16 protein-coding genes and 1 tRNA gene are annotated in these 21,583 nt (G+C 71.6%); 6 read left to right on the top strand and 11 right to left on the bottom strand.

Features of this window, described 5'->3' with window-relative positions; translation table 11 throughout:
- The first annotated feature begins 55 nt into the window (after positions 1-55).
- On the top strand, positions 56-1,816 hold the full coding sequence (locus AC5WS8_RS08210; protein ID WP_496102624.1) for a serine/threonine-protein kinase: 1,761 nt from the start codon (positions 56-58) through the stop codon (positions 1,814-1,816).
- A gap of 7 nt (positions 1,817-1,823) precedes the next feature.
- On the opposite strand, the gene AC5WS8_RS08205 is transcribed toward AC5WS8_RS08210, so the two are convergent.
- Positions 1,824-3,170, bottom strand: a complete 1,347-nt coding sequence (locus AC5WS8_RS08205) for a hypothetical protein (protein ID WP_496102788.1) — start codon at positions 3,168-3,170, stop codon at positions 1,824-1,826.
- Positions 3,171-3,425: 255 nt separating this feature from the next.
- The gene (locus AC5WS8_RS08200; protein WP_003999697.1) at positions 3,426-3,554 is read right to left on the bottom strand and encodes a DLW-39 family protein; all 129 of its coding nucleotides are present in this window, start codon (positions 3,552-3,554) and stop codon (positions 3,426-3,428) included.
- Between the two features lie 350 nt (positions 3,555-3,904).
- Between AC5WS8_RS08200 and AC5WS8_RS08195 the strand changes: the two genes are divergently transcribed.
- The 3 genes from AC5WS8_RS08195 (at position 3,905) to AC5WS8_RS08185 (ending at position 6,020) form a co-directional block, all read left to right on the top strand.
- Positions 3,905-4,285, top strand: coding sequence for a DUF6344 domain-containing protein (locus tag AC5WS8_RS08195; protein WP_496102623.1), 381 nt, complete (start codon positions 3,905-3,907; stop codon positions 4,283-4,285).
- A gap of 332 nt (positions 4,286-4,617) precedes the next feature.
- Positions 4,618-5,241: a UTRA domain-containing protein gene (locus AC5WS8_RS08190; protein ID WP_496102787.1), complete on the top strand. Its 624-nt coding sequence runs from the start codon at positions 4,618-4,620 to the stop codon at positions 5,239-5,241.
- Positions 5,242-5,249: 8 nt separating this feature from the next.
- Positions 5,250-6,020 carry a glycosyltransferase family 2 protein gene (locus AC5WS8_RS08185; protein ID WP_496102622.1) on the top strand — a complete coding sequence of 257 codons (771 nt, stop codon included), beginning with the start codon at positions 5,250-5,252 and terminating at the stop codon, positions 6,018-6,020.
- A 65-nt stretch (positions 6,021-6,085) separates the two neighbouring features.
- On the opposite strand, the gene AC5WS8_RS08180 is transcribed toward AC5WS8_RS08185, so the two are convergent.
- Positions 6,086-7,009 (bottom strand): FkbM family methyltransferase, encoded by a 924-nt coding sequence (locus tag AC5WS8_RS08180; RefSeq protein ID WP_496102621.1) that lies wholly within the window; start codon positions 7,007-7,009, stop codon positions 6,086-6,088.
- A 157-nt stretch (positions 7,010-7,166) separates the two neighbouring features.
- Positions 7,167-7,595 (bottom strand): hypothetical protein, encoded by a 429-nt coding sequence (locus tag AC5WS8_RS08175; protein ID WP_496102620.1) that lies wholly within the window; start codon positions 7,593-7,595, stop codon positions 7,167-7,169.
- Positions 7,596-8,078: 483 nt separating this feature from the next.
- Between AC5WS8_RS08175 and AC5WS8_RS08170 the strand changes: the two genes are divergently transcribed.
- Together AC5WS8_RS08170 and AC5WS8_RS08165 are read left to right on the top strand one after the other, a co-directional pair.
- Positions 8,079-12,089: a WD40 repeat domain-containing protein gene (locus tag AC5WS8_RS08170; protein WP_496102619.1), complete on the top strand. Its 4,011-nt coding sequence runs from the start codon at positions 8,079-8,081 to the stop codon at positions 12,087-12,089.
- A 309-nt stretch (positions 12,090-12,398) separates the two neighbouring features.
- Positions 12,399-12,833: a hypothetical protein gene (locus tag AC5WS8_RS08165; RefSeq protein ID WP_496102618.1), complete on the top strand. Its 435-nt coding sequence runs from the start codon at positions 12,399-12,401 to the stop codon at positions 12,831-12,833.
- 20 nt (positions 12,834-12,853) lie between these two features.
- Here the strand turns inward: AC5WS8_RS08165 and AC5WS8_RS08160 are convergent.
- The 7 genes from AC5WS8_RS08160 to gnd form a co-directional block, all read right to left on the bottom strand.
- Positions 12,854-12,930: transfer RNA gene (locus AC5WS8_RS08160), tRNA-Ile, on the bottom strand.
- Positions 12,931-13,054: 124 nt separating this feature from the next.
- Positions 13,055-13,765 carry a DUF3566 domain-containing protein gene (locus AC5WS8_RS08155; RefSeq protein WP_496102617.1) on the bottom strand — a complete coding sequence of 237 codons (711 nt, stop codon included), beginning with the start codon at positions 13,763-13,765 and terminating at the stop codon, positions 13,055-13,057.
- A gap of 19 nt (positions 13,766-13,784) precedes the next feature.
- Positions 13,785-16,379, bottom strand: coding sequence for a DNA gyrase subunit A (gyrA, locus tag AC5WS8_RS08150; protein WP_496102616.1), 2,595 nt, complete (start codon positions 16,377-16,379; stop codon positions 13,785-13,787).
- A 42-nt stretch (positions 16,380-16,421) separates the two neighbouring features.
- Positions 16,422-18,506 (bottom strand): DNA topoisomerase (ATP-hydrolyzing) subunit B, encoded by a 2,085-nt coding sequence (gene gyrB / locus AC5WS8_RS08145; protein ID WP_496102615.1) that lies wholly within the window; start codon positions 18,504-18,506, stop codon positions 16,422-16,424.
- Positions 18,507-18,885: 379 nt separating this feature from the next.
- The gene (locus AC5WS8_RS08140; RefSeq protein WP_496102614.1) at positions 18,886-19,419 is read right to left on the bottom strand and encodes a DciA family protein; all 534 of its coding nucleotides are present in this window, start codon (positions 19,417-19,419) and stop codon (positions 18,886-18,888) included.
- Complete coding sequence (gene recF, locus AC5WS8_RS08135; protein ID WP_496102613.1) at positions 19,416-20,537, bottom strand: DNA replication/repair protein RecF; 1,122 nt, start codon at positions 20,535-20,537, stop codon at positions 19,416-19,418. The genes AC5WS8_RS08140 and recF overlap by 4 nt, the downstream gene beginning before the upstream one ends.
- 49 nt (positions 20,538-20,586) lie before the next feature.
- The gene (gene gnd / locus AC5WS8_RS08130) at positions 20,587-21,462 is read right to left on the bottom strand and encodes a phosphogluconate dehydrogenase (NAD(+)-dependent, decarboxylating) (RefSeq protein WP_496102612.1); all 876 of its coding nucleotides are present in this window, start codon (positions 21,460-21,462) and stop codon (positions 20,587-20,589) included.
- Between the last annotated feature and the right edge of the window lie 121 nt (positions 21,463-21,583).

Genomic DNA, 21,583 nt, shown 5'->3' with positions numbered 1-21,583 from the left:
CGGGGGGTGCGCGAGGGTCCTCGTCGCCGTCCGGGAGGGGGAGCGACGTACGACCATGGGTGAGGTCTTCGCCGGGCGGTACGAGCTGGTCGACCCCATCGGGCGCGGGGGAGTCGGTGCTGTCTGGCGCGCCTGGGACCACCGGCGGCGCCGTTACGTGGCCGCGAAGGTGCTGCAGCAGAGGGACGCCCACTCCTTGCTCCGCTTCGTCCGCGAGCAGGCGCTGCGCATCGACCACCCCCATGTGCTGGCACCCGCGAGTTGGGCCGCGGACGACGACAAGGTGCTGTTCACCATGGACCTGGTCGCCGGTGGCTCGCTCGTCCACCTCGTCGGGGACTACGGGCCGCTGCCGCCGCTGTTCGTCTGCACCCTGCTGGACCAGCTGCTGTCCGGGCTGGCGGCCGTGCACGCGGAGGGGGTGGTGCACCGGGACATCAAGCCCGCCAACATCCTTCTGGAGGCCACCGGCACGGCCCGGCCCCGGCTGCGGCTGTCGGACTTCGGCATCGCCATGCGGCTGGGAGAGCCCCGGCTGACGGAGACCGACTACGTGGTGGGCACGCCCGGTTATCTCGCGCCGGAGCAACTGCTCGGCGCGGAGCCGGACTTCCCGGCCGACCTGTTCGCCGTGGGCCTGGTCGCCCTGTATCTGCTGCAGGGTGCCAAGCCCGACGCCAGGGCGCTGGTCGAGTACTTCGCGGCCAACGGGACACCGGGGGCGCCGCAGGGCGTCCCGGGACCGCTCTGGGAGGTGGTCGCGAGTCTGGTCCAGCCGGATCCGGCCGCGCGGTTCCGTACGGCGACCGGGGCGCGCAAGGCGCTTGCCGCGGCCGTGGAGCTGCTGCCGGAGCCGGGGCCGGACGAGGAGCAGGTGGAGATCTTCGACCAACTCGGGCCGCTTCCGGCCGGGTTCGGCCCCGAGGGACCGGTGCGTGCGGGGGTGGGTGCCGCTACCGGTGGGATGTCGGCGGGCGGGGTGTCGGCGTCCTGGCCGGCGACCGGTTCCCTACCGCCGCGCCCGGCCACGGCGCCCCCGGCGACCGCTGCGGGTGCGGCCGGGGCTTCGCGCACCGCGACGCCCGGGCCGCCTCCCCCTCCCGGGCGGCCCATGGCCGCTCCCGTCGTCGTACCACCCAGGCCCGCGGCGGATCCCTCACCGCCGGCCGCCCCGACGCCCGACCCCGGCCCGACGCCCGACCCCACCCCGACGCCCGGTCCGACGCCGACGGCCGGGCCCACCCCGACGGCCGCCCCGACGCCGACGGCCGGGCCCGCCCCGACGTCCGCCCGCACGTGGACGCCCGGGGCCGCACCGGCCACCGGACCCGGCCCCACACCGGCCACCGGCCCCGGCCCGACAGCCGCCCCGACGCCCGACCCCACCCCGACGTCCGGTCCGGTGCCGCCTCCGGAGCCGTTCGCCCTGTCGGACACGGGAGGTTTCCATCTGCCGCCGCCGCTGCGGCGCGAGGGGGTCCCCGGGGTGCCGTGCCCGCCCGCCCGGCCGCCGTCGCCGCCCCCCGGGGCGGCCGTGGCCACGGACCATGCCCCCCACCACGGCCCACCCCACGACCCCGCCCGGATGCCCTCCGCCACCGTGCCCGCCCCGGCCCCGGGACCCGCGGGGCGCCCACCGATCCAGGCCCGGGTCGTGCCGTCCCCGCACGCCCCCACACGGCCGCAGCGGGTGGCGCGGCACGGCAGGCGTGCGGCCGCCCGGCGCGCCGGCCCGCCCGCGAAGGTCGCCGTGCCGGTGCTGCTCCTCGCGCTGCTGTGCTACGCGGTCGGGTTCTGGGCGCTGACGCGGATCTGAGCGGCGGTCACCCGGCCCATCGGCTCCGCGCCCGCCGCCGGGCGGTCGCCGTCCACACCGCGAGCACGAGGACCAGGGCTGTCCCGGTGCCGATTCCGCCCACCGCGACCAGCGTCATCGTGCGGGAGTCCCCGTCCTCACCGGCCGCGGCCGTGCCCTCTCCCCCGCCACCTCCGCGGGTCCCCACCGCGGCTTCCTGGCGGTCGGCCACCGTCACCTGGAACACGTCGCGCGGCGCGGACCATCCCGCGTACGCCGGAGGGGACGTCGCCGTCCCGCTCACCCGCACGCGCAGCGTCAGCCCGAACGGGCCGTTCCCGAACCGCTGTGCCACGGGTGCGCCGAGGTGCACGGTCAGGTAGTACCAGCCCGCGAACCGCATTCCGCTGGTGCGGTCACCGGCGGCACGGCGGTTGGCGTAGGCGACGGGCGGCAGGGGGGTGAGGGCCGCGGAGGTCTGTGCGCCGCTGTACCCGGTGGTGGCGTCGTCGACGTGCGCGCGGACGGGGTTGTACAGCGCCATCGCCAGGGCGGTGCCGACGTAGCCGCCGGCAGGGCCGCCGGGGGAGCCGCCCAGCTCGGCGGTGGCGGAGAGCTGCTGGCCCCAGTCGACGGGCACCTTGTAGAAGAGGGTCTGCCCCGGCCTGATGGCGTCCTGCCAGACACCCTGGCCGAGGGCGCTCGCCGTGGCGAAGCCGGCCCCGCCCGCGCGCCGGGCGGGTTCGCCCGGCAGGGCGTCGGGGGTCGCGGGGTTCCACGCGTCGGGCGGGGTGGTGGCCGCGGCGTCCGGCTGCCGCAGGGAGGGTTCGGAGACGTAGTCCAGTTCCAGGTCCCAGGTGCCGGTGGCGGAGCCGGACAGGTCGCGCCGTTCGACGACCGCGTAGTACACCCCGGCGTCCTTGCACCCGTAGCTGCCGGGTCCGGTCTCGCGGGCGGCCCACGCGGCGACGGGGTGCGGGCTCTGGGTGGGGCCGAAGTGTGCGGTGCCGGAGGAGCAGGTGGTGCCGTCGGCGTCCTGGACGGAGATCCGCAGGCCGTCGGAGGCGGAGACCTGGGCATCGGCCGAGGGCACGGCGGTCGCCGATACGTAGGCGTTGGTGGAGGCGTCGAGGTCCAGACGGTAGTAGACCCTGCCGGCCGCGGGCAGAGCACTCCGGTAGGTGTGTCCGGGGTCGAGTCGTGCGGCGCCCGTGGTACCGGCGGAGCCCTGGACCGTCCCGGCGCCGGGCGCGAAGGCGTACGGCGCGGGCGTACCGTCGGCGGCCGAGGCGGCGCGGGCGGCGCCGGTGGCGGGAACGGCTCGCGCGGGGAGCGTCAGAGGGACGGTGAGCGCCACCGTCGCGCACAGAGCCATCACCACGCGCGCCCGCGTGAGCCCCTGCCTCCGCGCTCCACGCCGCGCTTCCGTGCGCCACCACATTCCGCGCCCCCTCTGGCCGTACACCCGCCCCGCCCGGGCCGCCGCCCATCCTGCCCCGTCGGCCACAGAGGCACCATCACGCCGGAGCGGCCGAAATGCCCACCCGGGAAACGGCACGTGCGGCGAACAACACAAAACCCCGACCGCGCCGGCGGCCGGGGTCTGCTCTGAACTGCTGTCTGTCGGAACTCACGAACCCGTGGGCACGGAGTCGGTCGCCTCCGTCCACAGATCCTGCTCGGCGCGATCCGCCTGGATCTGGCGGTACACGAGGAGCCCGCCGATGGCGGCCAGTGCGACCAGGAGAAGCTTCTTCACCGCGCGACCTCGTCTTTCCTTGACGTAGGGGACCTCTGGCGCCCGACTATACACACCGATCGATATCGATCGGTGACCTGAGCCGATGCCCAACTCCGGCCCGGCACAGCGCAGTACGTCCGGACCTCACCGCTGACGATCCGCGGGTGAATCGGACCTCACGGTGTGTGATGTTCACCGCCCTCCAGCGTCGTTTTCCGGCCTTTTCCCGTCCTGTGTGAGCCCGTGCGCCCATCCGGGTGGTGTTCATCCGAAGATCGACGCGGCACGGGCGTCGGTCCACCACTTCGCAGCCCCCATACACATCATGAGGAAAGTACGCAAATCGCCCAACCCGAAAGTGAGGGGTCATGGCCCGGAACAAGGTCATGAAGCTGTGGACCGCCGTAGTCTCCGCCTTCCTGGCACTGTGCGCCGCGCTCGGATTCGCCACCACGACCGCCGGCACGGCCGCCGCCGCGCCGGTACCACAGCCGCAGTCGGCGGGCACCTCGGGCGCCTCGGGGACGCAGGTGACACTGCCGGGACCGGCGTACGGGCACTGGCCGCGCGGACAGGCCCTGCCCCCCACGATGAAGCAACGCATCAGGGCAGAGGCCCACGGCTCCTCCCCGTCCTGCCGCCGCCCGTCCACGGCCCGCGCCGCGACCACGCCCCTCATCCGACACGCCCTCCGCACCCGCGACGCACCACGAACCTCCCACGAGCCGATCGTGCGGCTGCGCAGCTGACGGATCCACGGACCCTCAGGACCATCCAAGACCATCCAGGACCATCCGGATCAGTCCACATCCGTCCAGGTCCATCGAGATCCATCCAGATCTCCCAAGGTCCGTCCAGAGCAGTCCAGAACACCCCCAGACTCACCAAGGCGACTTGCGTACGCGCCGACGGCGGACGACCCGGCACCTGCTCCCAGGTGCCGGGCCGTCCGTCGTGCGGTCGGCCGCGATGCCCGCTTCCGTACCTGTTCCCGCTCCCGCTCGCGCTCCCGAGTCGTCAGGACCCGTTGAGCAGTTCTACGCTGGCCTGGACGGCCCCCGACGGATCGGTGAGAGCACCAGTGCCCGAGGCGTACCAGCTGATCGCCGACGACCCGCGACGTCCGCGGACGCGCGTGGTGCGCCACAACCGGCGGCACCAGTGGGAGAAGGACCGCGCCCGGCAGCCCCTTGCCACACGCGCGCGGACCGGGGCGACGGAGCACGACACCGGGCTCACGTCCCACCACCTCGTGTTCGACGCGACGTACCGCGAGACGAAGGCGCCCAAGGACCTCGCGGACGCGTTCGGCGTCCCGGAAGGCACGGTCCTGCTGGAGCGCACGTACCGGACGCGCGGCGCGGCCGAGACCGCCCCGTTCGGCCTCGTGACCTCCTACCTCGTCCGCGACGTGGTCGCGGCGAACCCGGACCTGCTGGACGACTCCAACGAGCCCTGGCCGGGCGGCACGCACCACCAACTCCACACGGTCGGCATCGAGGTGGACCGCGTCGAGGAGCGTGTCACCGTCCGTCCGCCCACGCCGGAAGAGGCGCAGGAGCTGGAGCTCCCGCCCGGCACGCCGGTGATCCTTCTGCACAAGACCTCGTACGACACCGGCGACCGCGTCGTGGACATCACCGACGTCACCCTGCCCGGCGACCGCACCGAACTGGTCTTCGTCACTCCCCTGGAAAGGTGGTGAGCGCTGCCGTGAGCCGGCGCGTCGTCGTCGTCACCGCTGTCCACGCCCCGTCGGCCCGGTTCCTGCCGGAGGCGTACAAGTCCCTGTGCGAACAGCGGCTTCCGGAGGGCTGGGAGTGGCACTGGGTGATCCAGGAGGACGGGGAGACGGACGAGGTCCGTCCGTACGTCCCGGACGACGAGCGGGTGACCTTTCGCCAGGGCCGGCCCGGCGGTCCCGGCGTCGCCCGCACGATCGCCCTGGCGCACACGGACGGCGCGTATGTGAAGGTGCTGGACGCCGACGACCAGCTCCCGCCCGGCACCCTGGCCCGCGACCTGGCCGTCCTCGAAGCGGAACCGGCTCTCGGCTGGACGACCTCCCGCGCGCTGGACCTCCTGCCCGACGGCTCGACGACCGGTTTCCCCGGCGATCCAGCGGACGGGCCGGTCGAGCTCGGCGCGGTCCTCGACTTCTGGAAGGCGAACGGATTCCGCGCCCAGGTCCATCCGGCGACACTCTGCGTCCGGCGTGACCTGCTGCTGGCGCTGGGGGGCTGGATGGCGCTGCCGGCATCCGAGGACACGGGCCTGCTGCTCGCGTTGAACGCCGTGAGCCGGGGCTGGTTCTCCCGGGAGGTGGGACTGCTGTACCGGAAGTGGCCCGGGCAGGTCACGGGCCAGGCCTCGCATGCCGATCCCGCCGAGCGGGAGCGGCGTATGGCGGTGGTGGAGGCGCGGGCCGGGGCTCTCGCGTCCTGCGGCTGGCGGTACCCGGGCGTCGGAAGCAGCACGCCCTGACCGCGGGCCCGGCCTACCGCGCCGGGTCGTGGCAGCATGTGTCGTCGACGTCACCCGGCGTCGCGTCAGGGCAGGATCTCGGCGTCCACCCGCGAGAAGACCAGGTCGCTCTCCTCGACGACGGGGCCCCGCAGCCGTACCGCCACGCCGGGCGTCCCGCTCAGCGCTCGGGGGTAGCTTCCGGGCGCGTAGTCGTTGGCCAGCCGGTAGGCGTGGAAGCCGGCGTCGGCCATGGTGCCCATCAGGTCCTCGGCACGGTCGCCGAGTCGCGCCATGCGCTCGGGAGTCACCTCCACGGTGATCTCCGCGTCCGGCCGGAGCCTGTCCAGCACGGGCGCCAGGCCGCGGACGACGCCGCCCTCCGCCCCCTCGACATCTATCTTGATCACACGCGCGTTCGCGAGCTCCTGGGGATCGAGCAGCTCCGGCAGCGGCAGGGCGTCGATCTCGAAGGTGGACTCGGCCGGACCGTCGTACGGGACGATGCTGTTGGCGCCCATGTTGCGCGAGCTGGCGAGCACGAAGGTCAGCGTGGTGGGGGCATCGGAGACGGCGGCGTTCACGGCGCGGATGTTCCGGCAGTCGTTCAGCCGGGCCTGCTGCAGCAGGCGGTGGTGGAACGCCGGGGACGCCTCGATGGCGACGACCCGTCCCTGGTCGCCGACGAGGTGTGAGGCGAGCACGCTGAAGACGCCGATGTTGGCCCCGACGTCGACGAAGCCGTCGCCCGGCCTCAGCCGGCGCTGGATCCAGCGGGTCATGTGCGGCTCCCACACCCCGAAGAGATACAGATACCGCTGGATCAGGTCCTGGGTGTCGACCGCGAACCGTGCGCCGAAGCGGGTCTCGACGACCCGTCGGCGGGGGTGGTCCCGCAGACGCGGGTTCAGGAAGCGGGCGGCCAGGAGTGCCTTGCCGAGCGAGCCCGGAGCGTCCCGTACGTACCGGCGGCCCAGGGTCACCAGGGCCTCCGCGACGGTACTGCTCATCCGGTCCGCCTCTCTCCGTCCGCACAGGGGCAACCGTAGCGGTCCGCGCGCGTGCGGTGACGGTCCGGGGGCGGTCCGCGCGCGTGCGGTGACGGTCCGGGGGCGGGGTCCGCGGCGTCCGGCCTTCCGCCGGGCGCCGAGGGCCCGGCGGGGATCGTCAGACAAGCGCTCCCCGGCCGCCGGCCGCGGCGAGCCAGTGGGCCACGCGGCGCACCGTGGGCTCGTCGAGCCGCTCCACCAGCTCCTGAAGGGCCGCCGCGTCCTCCCGTGTGAGGTCGTACAGCCCCGCCTTGTTCAGGCCGGCCATCAGGACCTGGTGGCGGCGGTCGGCCATGCGTTCGGCGAGTTTGCCCGGCCCGCCGACGGGCTCCGAAGGCCGCTCGGCAAGCGATGCCGTCGCGGCCTTGTCCGCCGGCGGCTCGAACAGGTGCCAGACGCCGTTCCGCGGACCCCACAGCGCGACCGTCGCCTCGCCTCCGCGTGCCCGCACGGTCTGGGACATCTCACCGACCGCGTACAGCACGGCCGAACGGTGGGGCGACTGAGCCGCCACCCGCCAGGAGGCCGTGGACGGCTGGTGGTACATCGCGACCCACCGCGGTGTGCCCGGCGGCCGAGGACTCTGGGGATGTGTCTGCACGGCACCCACCCTTTCGCGAACGGCACGGCAGGGCAGACCATAACTGACAGACCGTCAGCTATCCAGGGGTACGGCGACGGGGCGCCCCCGACGTGACCGGGGCGCTCTCGGTGCCCCACCCTTCGGCACCGGTCCCTCCCCTCGTGGAGACCGGTGCCGAACCGGGTGGTGACGTCGAGCCGAGCCCTACCGGCGCGGTCGGGGAAAGGCCGGGCGCGTCGCGGACATACGGTGTCGCACATCGTCTCGCCGAGCGCCGATCCGGTGGCCTGTCCGGGCGCCGCGCGGTCGGTTCGGTCTCGCCCTGTGATCCTGCCAGTTGATGTCCTCAGGGAGGAGATTCCGGTACCGTCCGGGGGAATTAACCGCAGGTCAGCTGTATAAGGTGAGTTTTCCGGTCCGGACGTCCAGGTGCGGGGGAAGTAAGGGGTGGGGACCTTGAGTTCCGACTCAGGAGCACGCACGGCCTTCGCGGAACGTCTCGCCCTGCTGTACCGGGAGGCCGGCAACCCTCCCCTCAAACGCGTGGCGGAGGCGGTCGTCCGGCTCCAGCGGGTCGACGAACGCGGACGCCCCGTGCGGGTGTCCGCGCAGCGGATCAGCGACTGGCGTCGGGCCAGGAACGTCCCCGCCCAGTTCGCCGCCCTCGCGGCGGTGCTGCACGTGCTGATTCCCGAAGCCCGGCGCTCCCGGCCGGCACCGGTGTCCACCGGACTGTACGACCTGGCCCAGTGGCAGCTGCTGTGGGAACGCGCGGTGGCCGACCCGGTCGGTGACCGTCCCCCGGAGTCCGCGGGGGAGCCGGACGAGGAGCAGCGGCGGTCCTCCGGCACCCCGGCCGTCCCCGGAGGCGTGTGCCCGTACCGGGGACTGGCTCCCTACCGCCAGGAGGACGCCCGCTGGTTCTTCGGCAGGGAGCGGGGCACGGCCGCCCTCGTCGCCCAGCTCGAAGCGGCGGAGAGCACCGGCGGGCTGGTGATGCTCGTGGGCGCCTCGGGCGCGGGGAAGTCGTCCCTGCTGAACGCCGGCCTGGTGCCCGCCCTGCGCGGCGGCCCGGGAAGGGACGTGCTGCAACTCGTGCCGGGCGGCGACCCCCTCGCGGAGCTGACCCGCCGGATCCCCGAGCTCGCCCCCGTCGTGTCCGCCGCGAAGCAGACGGAGGCGTCCGAGCCCGGCAGTGCGCGCTTCACGCACGCGGTGCGGGAGGCCGTCACCACCTGGGCGCGCCGCGAGACGTCCTGCGCGGCCCGTCCGGTCGTCATAGTGGACCAGTTCGAGGAGACGTTCACTCTCTGCCCCGGCGAGGCCGACCGCCGCACGTTCGTCCAGCTCCTGAACGCCGCCTGCTCGCCCGCCGCTCCCGGTGACCCCGCACCCGTGCTCGTGATCCTCGGCATACGTGCCGACTTCTACGAGCAGTGCCTCGGGTATCCCGAGCTGGCCGACGCGCTGCAGCACCGGCACATGGTGCTCGGGCCGCTGACCACCGCGGAACTGCGCGAGGCGGTGTCCGGCCCGGCCAAGGCCGTGGGGCTCGAACTCGAACCGGGGCTGGCGGAGCTGATCGTGCGGGAGGTGAGCGTCGACGGCCCCCGCGGGGCGCACGACGCGGGCGTGCTGCCCCTGCTCTCGCACGCCCTGCTCGCCACCTGGCAGCGGCGGAAGGCGGGGAAGCTCACGCTGGCCGGCTACCGCGCGTCGGGCGGCATCCAGGGGGCGGTGGCGGCGACCGCCGAGCGGGCCTGGTCGGGGCTCGATCCGGCAGCACGCACGGCCGCGCGCCTGCTCCTGCTCAGGCTGGTCCGGCTGGGCGAGGACACCCAGGCCACGCGCAGGCGGGGGACCCGGCGGCAACTGGCGGAGGAGTCGGCGGACCCCGACAAGACGGAGGAGTCGCTCGAAGCGCTCGTCCGGGCCCGGTTGGTGACGCTCGACGCGGAAACCGTCGAGATCACCCATGAAGCGCTGCTCCACGCCTGGCCGCGGCTGCGCGACTGGATCGACGACGACAGGAACGGCAACCTGCTGCGCCAGCGGCTGGAGGAGGACGGCCGGGCCTGGGAGGAGTCGCACCGCGACAACTCGCTGCTGTACCGGGGCTCCCGCCTGGAACAGGCGCACACCTGGGCGAGGTCCGCGGGCGACACCGTTCTGACCCGGAGCGCGGTGGAGTTCCTGGCCGCTTCGGTCAGACTGCGCAAGCGCACCGTCCGGCTGCTCAGGGGCGCGGTGGCGGCTCTGGTCGTCCTCGCCCTGCTGGCCGTCGGTTCGTCGGTGATCGCGTGGCAGCAGCGGGACGACGCGGTGTTCGAGCAGGTGGTCGCCGAAGCGGACCGTGTGCAGTCCACGGATCCGTCGCTGTCCGCCCAGATCGACCTGGTCGCCCACCACCTGCGGCCGGACGACGAGGGCACCAACAGCCGGTTGATCTCCATCGTGAACGCGCCGCTGGCCACGCCGCTGCTCGGCCACAGCGGCGCGGTCTACCTGACCTCGTTCAGCCCGGACGGGCGGACCCTGGCCACCGCCAGCTACGACCGGACCGTCCGGCTGTGGGACGTCACCGACCCGACGCGCCCCCGGCCCCTGGGCAAGCCGCTCACCGGTCACACGAGCTGGGTGAGCAGCGCGGTCTTCAGCCCGGACGGGCACACACTGGCCACGGCGGGAGACGACGGCACCGTACGACTGTGGAACGTCGCCGACCCCCGGCACCCGAGCTCCCTCGGCGCACCCGTCACCGGCCACGACGGCACGATCTTCCTGGTCGCCTTCAGCCCGGACGGGCACACGCTGGCCACCGCCGACGAAGATCACACCGTACGGCTGTGGAACGTCACCGACCCCCGGAATCCGGTCTCGCTCACCACGCTCACCGGCCACACCAACTCCGTACGGTCCATCGCGTTCAGCCCCGACGGCAGGACGCTGGCGTCCAGCGGGGACGACACGACGATCCGGCTGTGGAACGTCGCCGACCCGCGCCACCCGCACTCCCTGGGTGAGCCGCTGACCGGCCACACCCACACCGTGCACTCCGTGGCCTTCAGCCCGGACGGCACAACCCTGGCCAGCGGCAGCTCGGACGACACCGTACGGCTGTGGAACGTCACCGACCCACGGCACCCGAGCCCCCTCGGCGAACCGCTGATCGGGCACACCGGCCCCGTGTGGTCCGTGGCCTTCAGCCCGGACGGGTCCCTGCTCGCCGCAGGCAGCGCGGACAGCACGGCGAGCCTGTGGAACGTCAGCAACCCGGCCTACCCCTCGCAGGTCGGCGAACCCCTCGCCGGCAGCAGCGGCGAGATGTACGCCCTCGGCTTCCGCCCCGACGGGCACACCCTCGCCACCGGCAGCGGCGACGGCAAGGTCCGGCTGTGGTCGATACCGGGATCGGACATGATCGGACGGATCGGGGCGTTCAGCCCGGACGGGAAGGTCCTCGCGACGGCCGCGGGCGACAGCAGGATCCGGCTGTGGAACGTGACGGATCCCCTGCGGCCCGTGGCACTGGGCAAGCCCTTCACGACCGGGGAGCGCGACCTGCGGTCGATGCTGTTCTCGCCGGACGGCCGCACTCTCGTCGTCCTGACGGGAACCAGGAACACGGTCCAGCTGTGGAACGTCGCCGATCCCGCCCACCCCGTCGCCCACGGCCCCTCGTTCCCGCTGCTCACCCGGTACGCGGGCGCCGACGCGCTGGCGCTCGCCCCCGACGGACGCACCCTGGCCGTCGACTACGACGACCGGACCGTACAGCTTCTGGACATCACCGACCCCGCCCGCCCCCACCGCCTGGGCAAGCCCCTCACCGGTCACACCGGCTACGTCAACGCCCTCGCCTACAGCCCGGACGGCCACACGCTGGCCAGCGGCAGCGCCGACGGCACCGTACGGCTGTGGGACGTCACCGACCGCCTGCACCCGCGCTCTCTCGGCGCGCCGCTCACCGGGCATCTGGGCCCGGTCAACACGCTCGCCTACAGCCCGGACGGCCACACGCTGGCCAGCGGCAGCGACGACGACACGGTCCGGCTGTGGAACGTCACCGACCCGCTCCACGCCACCCGGCTGGGTGCCGCCCTCACCGGCCACACCGAGGCGGTCGTCTCCCTCACGGTGAGCCCGGACGGCCGCACCCTGGCCAGCGGTGGCAACGACAACACCGTGCGGCTGTGGAACATCACCGACCCGGCCAAGGCGTCCCCCATCGGCCAGTCCATGAGCCCCAACGCCAAGACCGGCAACTTCCTCTCCTTCAGCCCCCTGAACCATCTGCTCGGGGTGTCGAGCGGTGCGGACACCGTCCGGCTGTGGAACCTGGACGTCGACGACGCCATCCGCCGCATCTGCTCGAGCACGCGGGGCGTGCTGACGCCCGCGAAATGGCACGAGTACCTGCCGCGCCTCTCCTACGACCCACCATGCGGTCGGCAGTGATCCGGATCACAACCTGCGTCCGGGGTCGGGCAGTCGGCCCCCGCCGCGCAGGTGACCTTGTTACCCTTGGCCATAGCCCGATCGCCGGTGCATCCCCCGTCGCCGGCGGTCGGGCCTTTCCATGCCCTGCCGCCGCCCCGCCCGAGGCGCGATCGGCGGTGCCGGCCGCAGCAGCGCCGTCCGCGGCGGTCCCTCCCCCTGTCACCCGTCTGCCCCGTAGGGGACGACGGCGAGCAGTCGTGCGCCGAAGCTGGACCTGACACAGGACCGGCGCGCAGGCGCTGCCGAAGCAGGGAGAAGGCACCTCGGATGTCACACCACACCACGCCGGTGTCGGGAACCGCCTGGGTGGCCAGATGGGCCGGAGCTCTGCTGGCCCTCGCCGTGGCAGCCATCCACGTGGTGGACCAAGGCGGCATCACGGTGACGAGGGACCCCTACTACGTCGGCATCGCCTACCACGTCCTGGAGATCGCGGCCGTGGTCACCGCCGTGCTGCTCCTCGCGGGCTTCGTCCGACCGGGATGGCTGCTGGCCATCGGTGTCGCCGTCGGCCCCCTGCTGGGCTACATCCTCTCCAGGGGGCCGGGACTGCCCGACTACGGCGACGACATCGGCAATTGGACCGAACCGCTCGGACTGCTCAGCCTGGCCGTCGAAGGAACCCTGCTCCTGCTGTCGGTACCGCTCTTCACCGGAAGCCTGCACTCCAGGCCGTCGGCGACAAAAGACCCCCGGCCCTAGTGGACCGGGGGTCTTCTCGCTGGTGGGGCTAACAGGATTTGAACCTGTGGCCTCATCCTTATCAGGGATGCGCTCTAACCAACTGAGCTATAGCCCCGCCGCGCTCTGCGGTATGTCTCCCGCGCGCTGACCCCTGAAGATTAGCGCACCAGGTGGGAAGTCCCAAAATCGATACCCGGGGGTGGGCTGCCCGGCCTCCGCGGGAGGCCGCGGAGCGGTGTCTACTCGTCCTCCGCCAGGGTCAGTTCGATGCCGCCCGCGAAGCCTGCCGACAGGTTGTAGATGAAGGCGCCGAGCGTCGCGAGGGCCGTCGCCAGGATCACGTCGATGACCGCGATGATCGTGGTGAACATCAGGACGTTCGGCAGGGACAGGAAGGACTGCAGGTCGAAGCCGTTCGACTCGTTCGAGCCGGTGGCCTCGGAGATCGTGCTGCCGACCGTGGAGAAGACACCCATCGCGTCCATGACCATCCACAGCACCGCCGCGGCCACGATCGTGCAGATGCCGAGCGCGATGGACAACAGGAAGCTGACCTTCATCACCGACCACGGGTCGGCCTTGGCCACGCGCAGGCGTGCCTTGCGGGTGCGGGGCATCGTGGTGGCCCCGGTGCGGGGACGGCGTACGGCGGCGCCCGGGGCCTGCGGCTGGTAGGCCTGCGGCGGGTGGTAGGGGACCGAGGCCTGCTGCTGGCGGCGTTCCGAGGGCAGGGGGGACGTGGCCGGCTGTGCGTCCGGCGCCGGGTGCGCGGCGCCGGAGACGGCCGAGCCGCCGGACCTCTGCTGCGGGTCGGGCGAGACCGCGTCGGTCGCGGGCGGCTTGATCGCTTTCAGATTCGTCGTGTGCGGATCTGTCGCTTCCGCGGCGGAGCCACGGCCGCCGCCGTCCGTGTCCGTACCGGTCGATCCGGCGCCCGTGGCTCCGCTCACGCTGACTCACTCCTCATGCCTACTCGGCCGAGGGCGCCTCGCCCTCGTCCGTGCCGGTGGTCGCGGCACCCTCCGCGGTCTCGTCCACGGCCACGTCGCCGTCGACTTCCTCCGCCTCGCGTCCCGCCTCGGCGTTACGTGCGATACCGACCACGGCATCGCGCTTGCCCAGGTTGATCAGTTGGACGCCCATGGTGTCACGGCCCGTCTCCCTGATCTCATTGACCCGGGTACGAATCACTCCGCCCGACAGCGTGATGGCGAGGATCTCGTCGGTCTCCTCGACCACCAGCGCGCCGACGAGCTCACCGCGATCCTCGACGGTCTTGGCGGCCTTGATACCGAGGCCGCCGCGACCCTGGACGCGGTACTCGTCGACACGGGTCCGCTTCGCGTACCCGCCATCGGTGGCAGTGAACACGAACGTACCGGGTCGAACAACATTCATCGAGAGGAGTTCGTCTCCCTCACGGAAACTCATGCCCTTCACACCCGAGGTGGCGCGGCCCATCGGGCGCAGGGAATCGTCGGTCGCCGTGAACCGGATCGACTGTGCCTTCTTGCTGATCAGAAGCAGATCGTCGTCGGGCGAGACCAGCTCGGCCCCGATCAGTTCGTCGTCAGAACCGTCCACCGTCTCGCGGAGATTGATCGCGATGACACCGCCGGAGCGGGGCGAATCGTAATCCTTCAGAGGCGTCTTCTTGACCAGGCCGGACTTGGTGGCCAGCACCAGGTACGGCGCGGTCTCGTAGTCGCGGATCGCGAGGATCTCGGCGATGGCCTCGTCCGGCTGGAAGGCCAGCAGGTTCGCCACGTGCTGGCCGCGCGCGTCCCGGCCCGCCTCGGGCAGCTCGTACGCCTTCGCCCGGTACACCCGGCCCTTGTTGGTGAAGAACAGCAGCCAGTGGTGCGTGGTGGACACGAAGAAGTGGTCGACGATGTCGTCTTCCTTGAGCTTCGTGCCCCGCACGCCCTTGCCGCCGCGCTTCTGGGCCCGGTAGTCGTCCGTCTTCGTCCGCTTGACGTAGCCGCCGCGCGTGACGGTGACGACGATGTCCTCCTCGGCGATCAGGTCCTCGATGGACATGTCGCCCTCGTACGGGATCAACTTGGTCTGGCGGTCGTCGCCGTACTTCTCGACGATCGCGGCCAGCTCCTCGCTGACGATCCCCCGCTGGCGGACCGGCGAGGCGAGGATCTCGTTGTACTGGTTGATCTTCGCCTGGAGTTCGTCGTGCTCCTGGACGATCTTCTGGCGTTCCAGGGCGGCCAGACGCCGCAGCTGCATCTCGAGGATCGCGTTGGCCTGGATCTCGTCGATCTCCAGCAGCTCCATCAGGCCGCCGCGCGCGATCTCGACGGTCTCACTGCGCCGGATCAGCGCGATGACCTCGTCGATGGCGTCCAGCGCCTTCAGCAGACCGCGCAGGATGTGCGCGCGCTCCTCCGCCTTGCGCAGGCGGAAGCGCGTACGGCGGACGACGACCTCGATCTGGTGCGTCACCCAGTGCCGGATGAACGCGTCCAGGGACAGCGTGCGCGGCACGCCGTCCACCAGCGCCAGCATGTTGGCGCCGAAGTTCGTCTGCAGGTCGGTGTGCTTGTACAGGTTGTTCAGCACGACCTTGGCGACCGCGTCCCGCTTCAGGACGATGACGAGGCGCTGGCCCGTGCGGGACGACGTCTCGTCGCGCACGTCCGCGATGCCGCCGATCTTGCCGTCCTTCACCAGGTCGGCGATCTTCTGCGCCAGGTTGTCGGGGTTGACCTGGTACGGCAGCTCGGTCACCACCAGGCACTGGCGGCCCTGGATCTCCTCGACCTCGACCACCGCGCGCATCGTGATGGAGCCGCGGCCGGTGCGGTACGCCTCCTCGATGCCCTTGCGGCCGACGACGAGCGCCCCGGTCGGGAAGTCGGGGCCCTTGATGCGCTCCATGAGCGCGTCCAGCAGCTCCTCGTGCGAGACCTCGGGGTTCTCCAGGTACCACTGGGCGCCGGCCGCCACCTCGCGCAGGTTGTGCGGCGGGATGTTGGTCGCCATGCCGACCGCGATACCGGCCGAGCCGTTGATCAGGAGGTTCGGGAAGCGGGCGGGCAGGACGGTCGGCTCCTGGGAGCGGCCGTCGTAGTTGTCCGTGAAGTCGACGGTCTCCTCGTCGATGTCACGGACCATCTCCATCGACAGCGGCGCCATCTTGCACTCGGTGTAGCGCATCGCCGCCGCCGGGTCGTTGCCCGGGGAGCCGAAGTTGCCGTTGGAGTCGACCAGCGGCATCCGCATCGACCACGGCTGGGCGAGGCGCACCAGGGCGTCGTAGATCGAACTGTCGCCGTGGGGGTGGTAGTTGCCCATGACGTCGCCGACGACACGGGCGCACTTGTAGAAGCCGCGCTCGGGGCGGTAGCCGCCGTCGTACATCGCGTACAGCACACGGCGGTGGACGGGCTTGAGACCGTCACGGACGTCGGGCAGCGCGCGGGACACGATGACGGACATCGCGTAGTCCAGGTACGAACGCTGCATCTCCGTCTCGAGCCCGACGGGCTCGACGCGCATCGCGAGTTCGCCGCCCTCTTGCGGGGTGACGGGGGTGTTCTCGTCGGCCATTGCTGGTGAAGATCCTTCCTGGTGCGGTCAGCTGAGACCGACTCAGATGTCGAGGAAGCGGACGTCCTTGGCGTTGCGCTGGATGAACGCGCGTCGGGCCTCGACGTCCTCGCCCATGAGGACCGAGAACAGGTCGTCGGCCTGGGCGGCGTCGTCGAGGGTGACCTGGCCGAGGACCCGGTGCTCCTGGTCCATGGTGGTCACGCGCAGCTCCTCGGCGTTCATCTCGCCGAGGCCCTTGAAGCGCTGGATCGAGTCCTCGCGGACGCGCTTGCCGCGCTGGCGGCCCATCTCGATCAGCGCGTCGCGCTCGCGGTCCGAGTAGGCGTACTCCACGTCGTCCCGGCCCCACTTGATCTTGTACAGCGGAGGACGGGACAGGTACACGTGCCCGGCCTCGACCAGGGGCCGCATGAAGCGGAACAGGAAGGTCAGCAGCAGGGTGCTGATGTGCTGGCCGTCGACGTCGGCGTCCGCCATCAGGATGATCTTGTGGTACCGGAGCTTCTCGATGTCGAAGTCCTCGTGCACGCCCGTGCCGAAGGCGGAGATCAGCGCCTGGATCTCCTGGTTCTGCAGGATCTTGTCGATCCTCGCCTTCTCCACGTTCAGGATCTTGCCGCGGATGGGGAGGATCGCCTGGTACTGCGGGTTGCGGCCGGACTTGGCCGAGCCGCCGGCGGAGTCACCCTCGACGATGAAGATCTCGCACTTGGTCGGGTCGTTCGACTGGCAGTCGGCCAGCTTGCCCGGCAGGGACGCCGTCTCCAGCAGGCCCTTGCGGCGGGTCAGGTCACGGGCCTTGCGGGCCGCCACGCGTGCGGTGGCCGCCTGGATGGCCTTGCGGACGATGTCCGCCGCCTCGTTCGGGTTGCGGTCCAGCCAGTCGTTGAGGTGCTCGTAGACCGCCTTCTGCACGAAGGTCTTGGCCTCCGTGTTGCCCAGCTTGGTCTTGGTCTGGCCCTCGAACTGCGGCTCGCTCAGCTTGACCGAGATGATCGCGGTCAGGCCCTCACGGATGTCGTCACCGGTGAGGTTGTCGTCCTTCTCGCGCAGCAGCTTCTTGTCGCGCGCGTACTTGTTGATCAGGGAGGTCAGCGCGGCGCGGAAACCCTCTTCGTGCGTACCGCCCTCGTGGGTGTGGATGATGTTCGCGAAGGAGTACACGCCCTCGCTGTAGCCGCTGTTCCACTGCATCGCGACCTCGAGGGACAGGCTCTTGTCCTTGTCCTCGGCGTCGAGGTCGATGATCGTGGGGTGCACCACTTCTCCCTTGCGGGAGTTGAGGTACTTCACGAAGTCGACGATGCCGCCCTCGTAGTGGTACGTGACCGACTTGACCTCGGCCTTTTCGTCCGCGCCCGCCTCGTCCGCGCCGCTGGTGGCCTTCGCCGACTCGCGCTCGTCGGTGAGCCTGATCGTCAGGCCCTTGTTGAGGAACGCCATCTCCTGGAAGCGCCGGGACAGCGTCTCGAAGGAGTACTCGGTGGTCTCGAAGATCTCCGGGTCGGCCCAGAAGGTCACCGACGTGCCGGTCTCCTCGGTCGCCTCGTGCTTGGCCAGCGGGGCCGTCGGGACGCCCATCTTGTAGTCCTGCGTCCACCGGTGGCCGTCGGTCCTCACCTCCACGGTGACCTTCATGGACAGCGCGTTCACAACGGACACACCGACACCGTGCAGACCACCGGAGACGGCGTAACCGCCGCCGCCGAACTTGCCGCCCGCGTGCAGCACGGTCAGCACGACCTCGACGGCCGGCTTGCCCTCCGAGGGCACGATGCCCACGGGGATGCCACGGCCGTTGTCGACGACCCGGACGCCGCCGTCGGCGAGGATCGTCACGTCGATGGTGTCCGCGTAGCCGGCCAGCGCCTCGTCGACGGAGTTGTCGACCACCTCGTACACGAGGTGGTGCAGTCCTCGCTCACCGGTCGAACCGATGTACATGCCGGGTCGCTTGCGGACCGCGTCCAGACCCTCGAGGACGGTGATGGCGCTGGCGTCGTACGACGCGGTGACCTCGCCGTTGGAGGCGGCCTCCGCGGGGTTCACGACGGCGTCGGTGGACGGGATGTTCTCGTTGGGGTTGCCGGAATCGGCCACGAAGCGCCCTTTCTGGCACAGCACGAGCCGGGCTCCTGGGGGAGCCCCCCTTGGGGGAGGGTTGCCGGAGCGGCTGCGGCATGTTGCGTTGGTAAGCCCTGATCAGCGTTGCTCAGCTTTTCCCGGACGGTCCCCACGGTCGGGGCGGGATTGTCCTCCAGTCTACCGGTAGCGCCGACAGTGATGGGGGTTTGCGGGTACCTGAGTCCGCATGTGCCGCCCTCAACCGGTCTCGGCCGACTCCCCATATTCGGAGCGGGGCTCCAAGAGGCTCTGGGAGGCACTCAGCGCTTCCGGCTGTCAACCCTTGGCTACGTGGGAGTCGGGCCGGTGTTCGCGACCGCGGCCGGGTGCGCCGAAAGGGCCGTCGACCCCTGCTCGCGACGGCTTTCTGTGATGTCTGTCACCCGTAGGTGTCTCCCGGCCCGGTGCTTCCCGGGGCGCGCAAGGGGCCGAAGCGGCGGGCGGGACCGCCGGGCCCCTGCACCTTGATCAGCCGGACCGTGCCGTGGCCCAGGTCCTCGTTGAGCCGCGCCACCAGTTGCGGGGCCAGCAGCCGCAACTGCGTCGCCCACGCCGTGGAGTCGCACCGTACGACCAGCACCCGCTCCTCCTCGTCGTACGTCTGCGGAACGCAGTGCCGGGCGAGGTCCTCGCCGACGATCTGCGGCCAGCGCCCCATCACGCCGCCCACCGCGGCCGGGGTCTCCCAGCCGCGCTCGGTGATCAGCCGGTTGATCGCCGCACCGAGCGGCATGGGGTCGCGCCGGTCGCCGCGCGCGCCGGAGCGCAGACCGCCGCTGCGCGCCTGCCTCTTCTGTTGCGCCGCCTCCCCCCGCGCGCGCGCCTGTTCCTTCGCGGCCCTCAGCGCCACGCGCGCGAGGTCCACGCCGGACAGCTCCGGCGTCTTCTTCGGGGCGGGTTCGTCGGTGCTCATACGCGCTCCACGGTGCCGTCGGACACGGAGTACCGCGCCCCGGCCAGTACGTCCGGTACGTCGTCGTCGACCGCGGCGGTCACCAGGACCTGCTCCCCGGGCGCCACCAGCTCCGCCAGCCGCTCACGCCGACGGCTGTCCAGCTCGGCGAAGACGTCGTCGAGGACCAGCACCGGCTCGTTGCCCTCCGCACGCAGCAGGTCGTACGACGCCAGGCGCAGTGCCAGCGCGTACGACCAGGACTCGCCGTGGGACGCGTACCCCTTCGCCGGCAGCCGACCGAGCTTGAGCAGCAGATCGTCCCGGTGCGGTCCGACCAGGGTGACGCCGCGCTCGATCTCCTGTTTGCGGGCGTCGGCGAGCGCCGCCATCAGCTGCTGGTACAAGGTCTCGCGTGTGTGGGCCTCGCCGGGCGCGGACGGTCTGTACTCCAGGGCGAGGGGGCCGCCGCCGGGTGCGAGCTGCTCGTACGCCTTGTCGGCGAGCGGCTGGATCGCCGCGACCAGATCGAGCCGCTGGGCGAGCAGCTCGGCGCCCGCGCGCGCGAGGTGCTGGTCCCAGACGTCGAGGGTGGACAGGTCCATCGAGCGGCCGCCGTGGCGGCGGGCCAGCGCGGCCGTCTTCAGCAGGGTGTTGCGCTGTTTGAGGACCCGGTCGTAGTCGGAGCGGACCCCGGCCATGCGCGGGGAGCGCGCGGTGATCAGTTCGTCCAGGAAGCGGCGCCGCTCACCGGGGTCGCCCTTGACCAGGGCGAGGTCCTCGGGCGCGAAGAGCACCGTCCGTACGATGCCGAGCACGTCCCGTGGCCTGACCTGCGAGGACCGGTTGATGCGGGCGCGGTTGGCCTTGCCGGGGTTCAGCTCCAGCTCGATCAGCTGCTGCCTGTCGCCCTGACGGACGGCGGCCCGGATGATCGCGCGCTCGGCGCCCATGCGGACGAGGGGCGCGTCGGAGGAGACGCGGTGGCTGCCGAGGGTGGCGAGATAGCCGACCGCCTCGACGAGATTCGTCTTGCCCTGCCCGTTCGGGCCGACGAAGGCCGTGACGCCCGGGTCGAGCGGGACTTCGACCCGGGTGTACGAGCGGAAGTCGGCCAGCGACAGATGCGTGACGTGCATGGTCGTTCGCCGATCTCCAGGGTTGTGGACCGCCACGCGGTCCTGTGGACTACTTCTTCTCCACGGCGTGGCCGCCGAACTGGTTGCGCAGCGCGGCGATCATCTTCATCTGCGGGGAGTCGTCCTGCCGCGAGGCGAACCGGGCGAAGAGGGACGCCGTGATGGCGGGCAGCGGCACCGCGTTGTCGATGGCGGCCTCGACGGTCCAGCGGCCCTCGCCGGAGTCCTCGGCGTAACCGCGCAGCTTGTCCAGGTGCTCGTCGTCGTCGAGCGCGTTGACCGCCAGGTCGAGCAGCCAGGAGCGGATGACGGTGCCCTCCTGCCAGGAGCGGAAGACCTCGCGGACGTTCTCCACCGACTTGACCTTCTCCAGCAGTTCCCAGCCCTCGGCGTAGGCCTGCATCATGGCGTACTCGATGCCGTTGTGGACCATCTTCGAGAAGTGCCCGGCGCCGACCCTGCCCGCGTGCACCGAGCCGTACGGCCCTTCCGGCTTGAGCGCGTCGAAGATCGGCTGCACCTTGGCGACGTTCTCGGGGTCGCCCCCGTACATCAGCGCGTAGCCGTTCTCCAGGCCCCACACGCCGCCGGAGACACCGCAGTCGACGAAGCCGATGCCCTTGGCGCCGAGTTCGGCGGCGTGCTTCTCGTCGTCCGTCCAGCGGGAGTTGCCGCCGTCCACCACGACGTCGCCGGGCTCCAGCAGCTCGGCCAGCTCGTCGATCGTCGACTGGGTGGGGGCACCGGCCGGGACCATCACCCAGACCACACGCGGGCCCTCCAGCTTGCCCACAAGCTCTTCGAGGCTGTGGACATCGGCGAGGTCCGGGTTGCGGTCGTATCCGATGACGGTGTGGCCTGCGCGGCGTATCCGCTCGCGCATGTTGCCGCCCATCTTGCCGAGGCCGACGAGACCGAGCTCCATCAGTTGTTCCTTAGGTCGCTGTGTGGCGTGTGGGGCACGTTCGTACCCGTGTCCGAGCCTAAACCCGGACGGTCGCGCACAGCTGTGGGCATACGCGCTCATACGTGGTCCCACCTGCGGC

It is taken from the genome of Streptomyces sp. PTL18, from assembly GCF_059510295.1.
The sequence above is the reverse complement of the archived record's forward strand: the minus strand, read 5'-3'. Positions and strand labels throughout refer to the sequence as shown.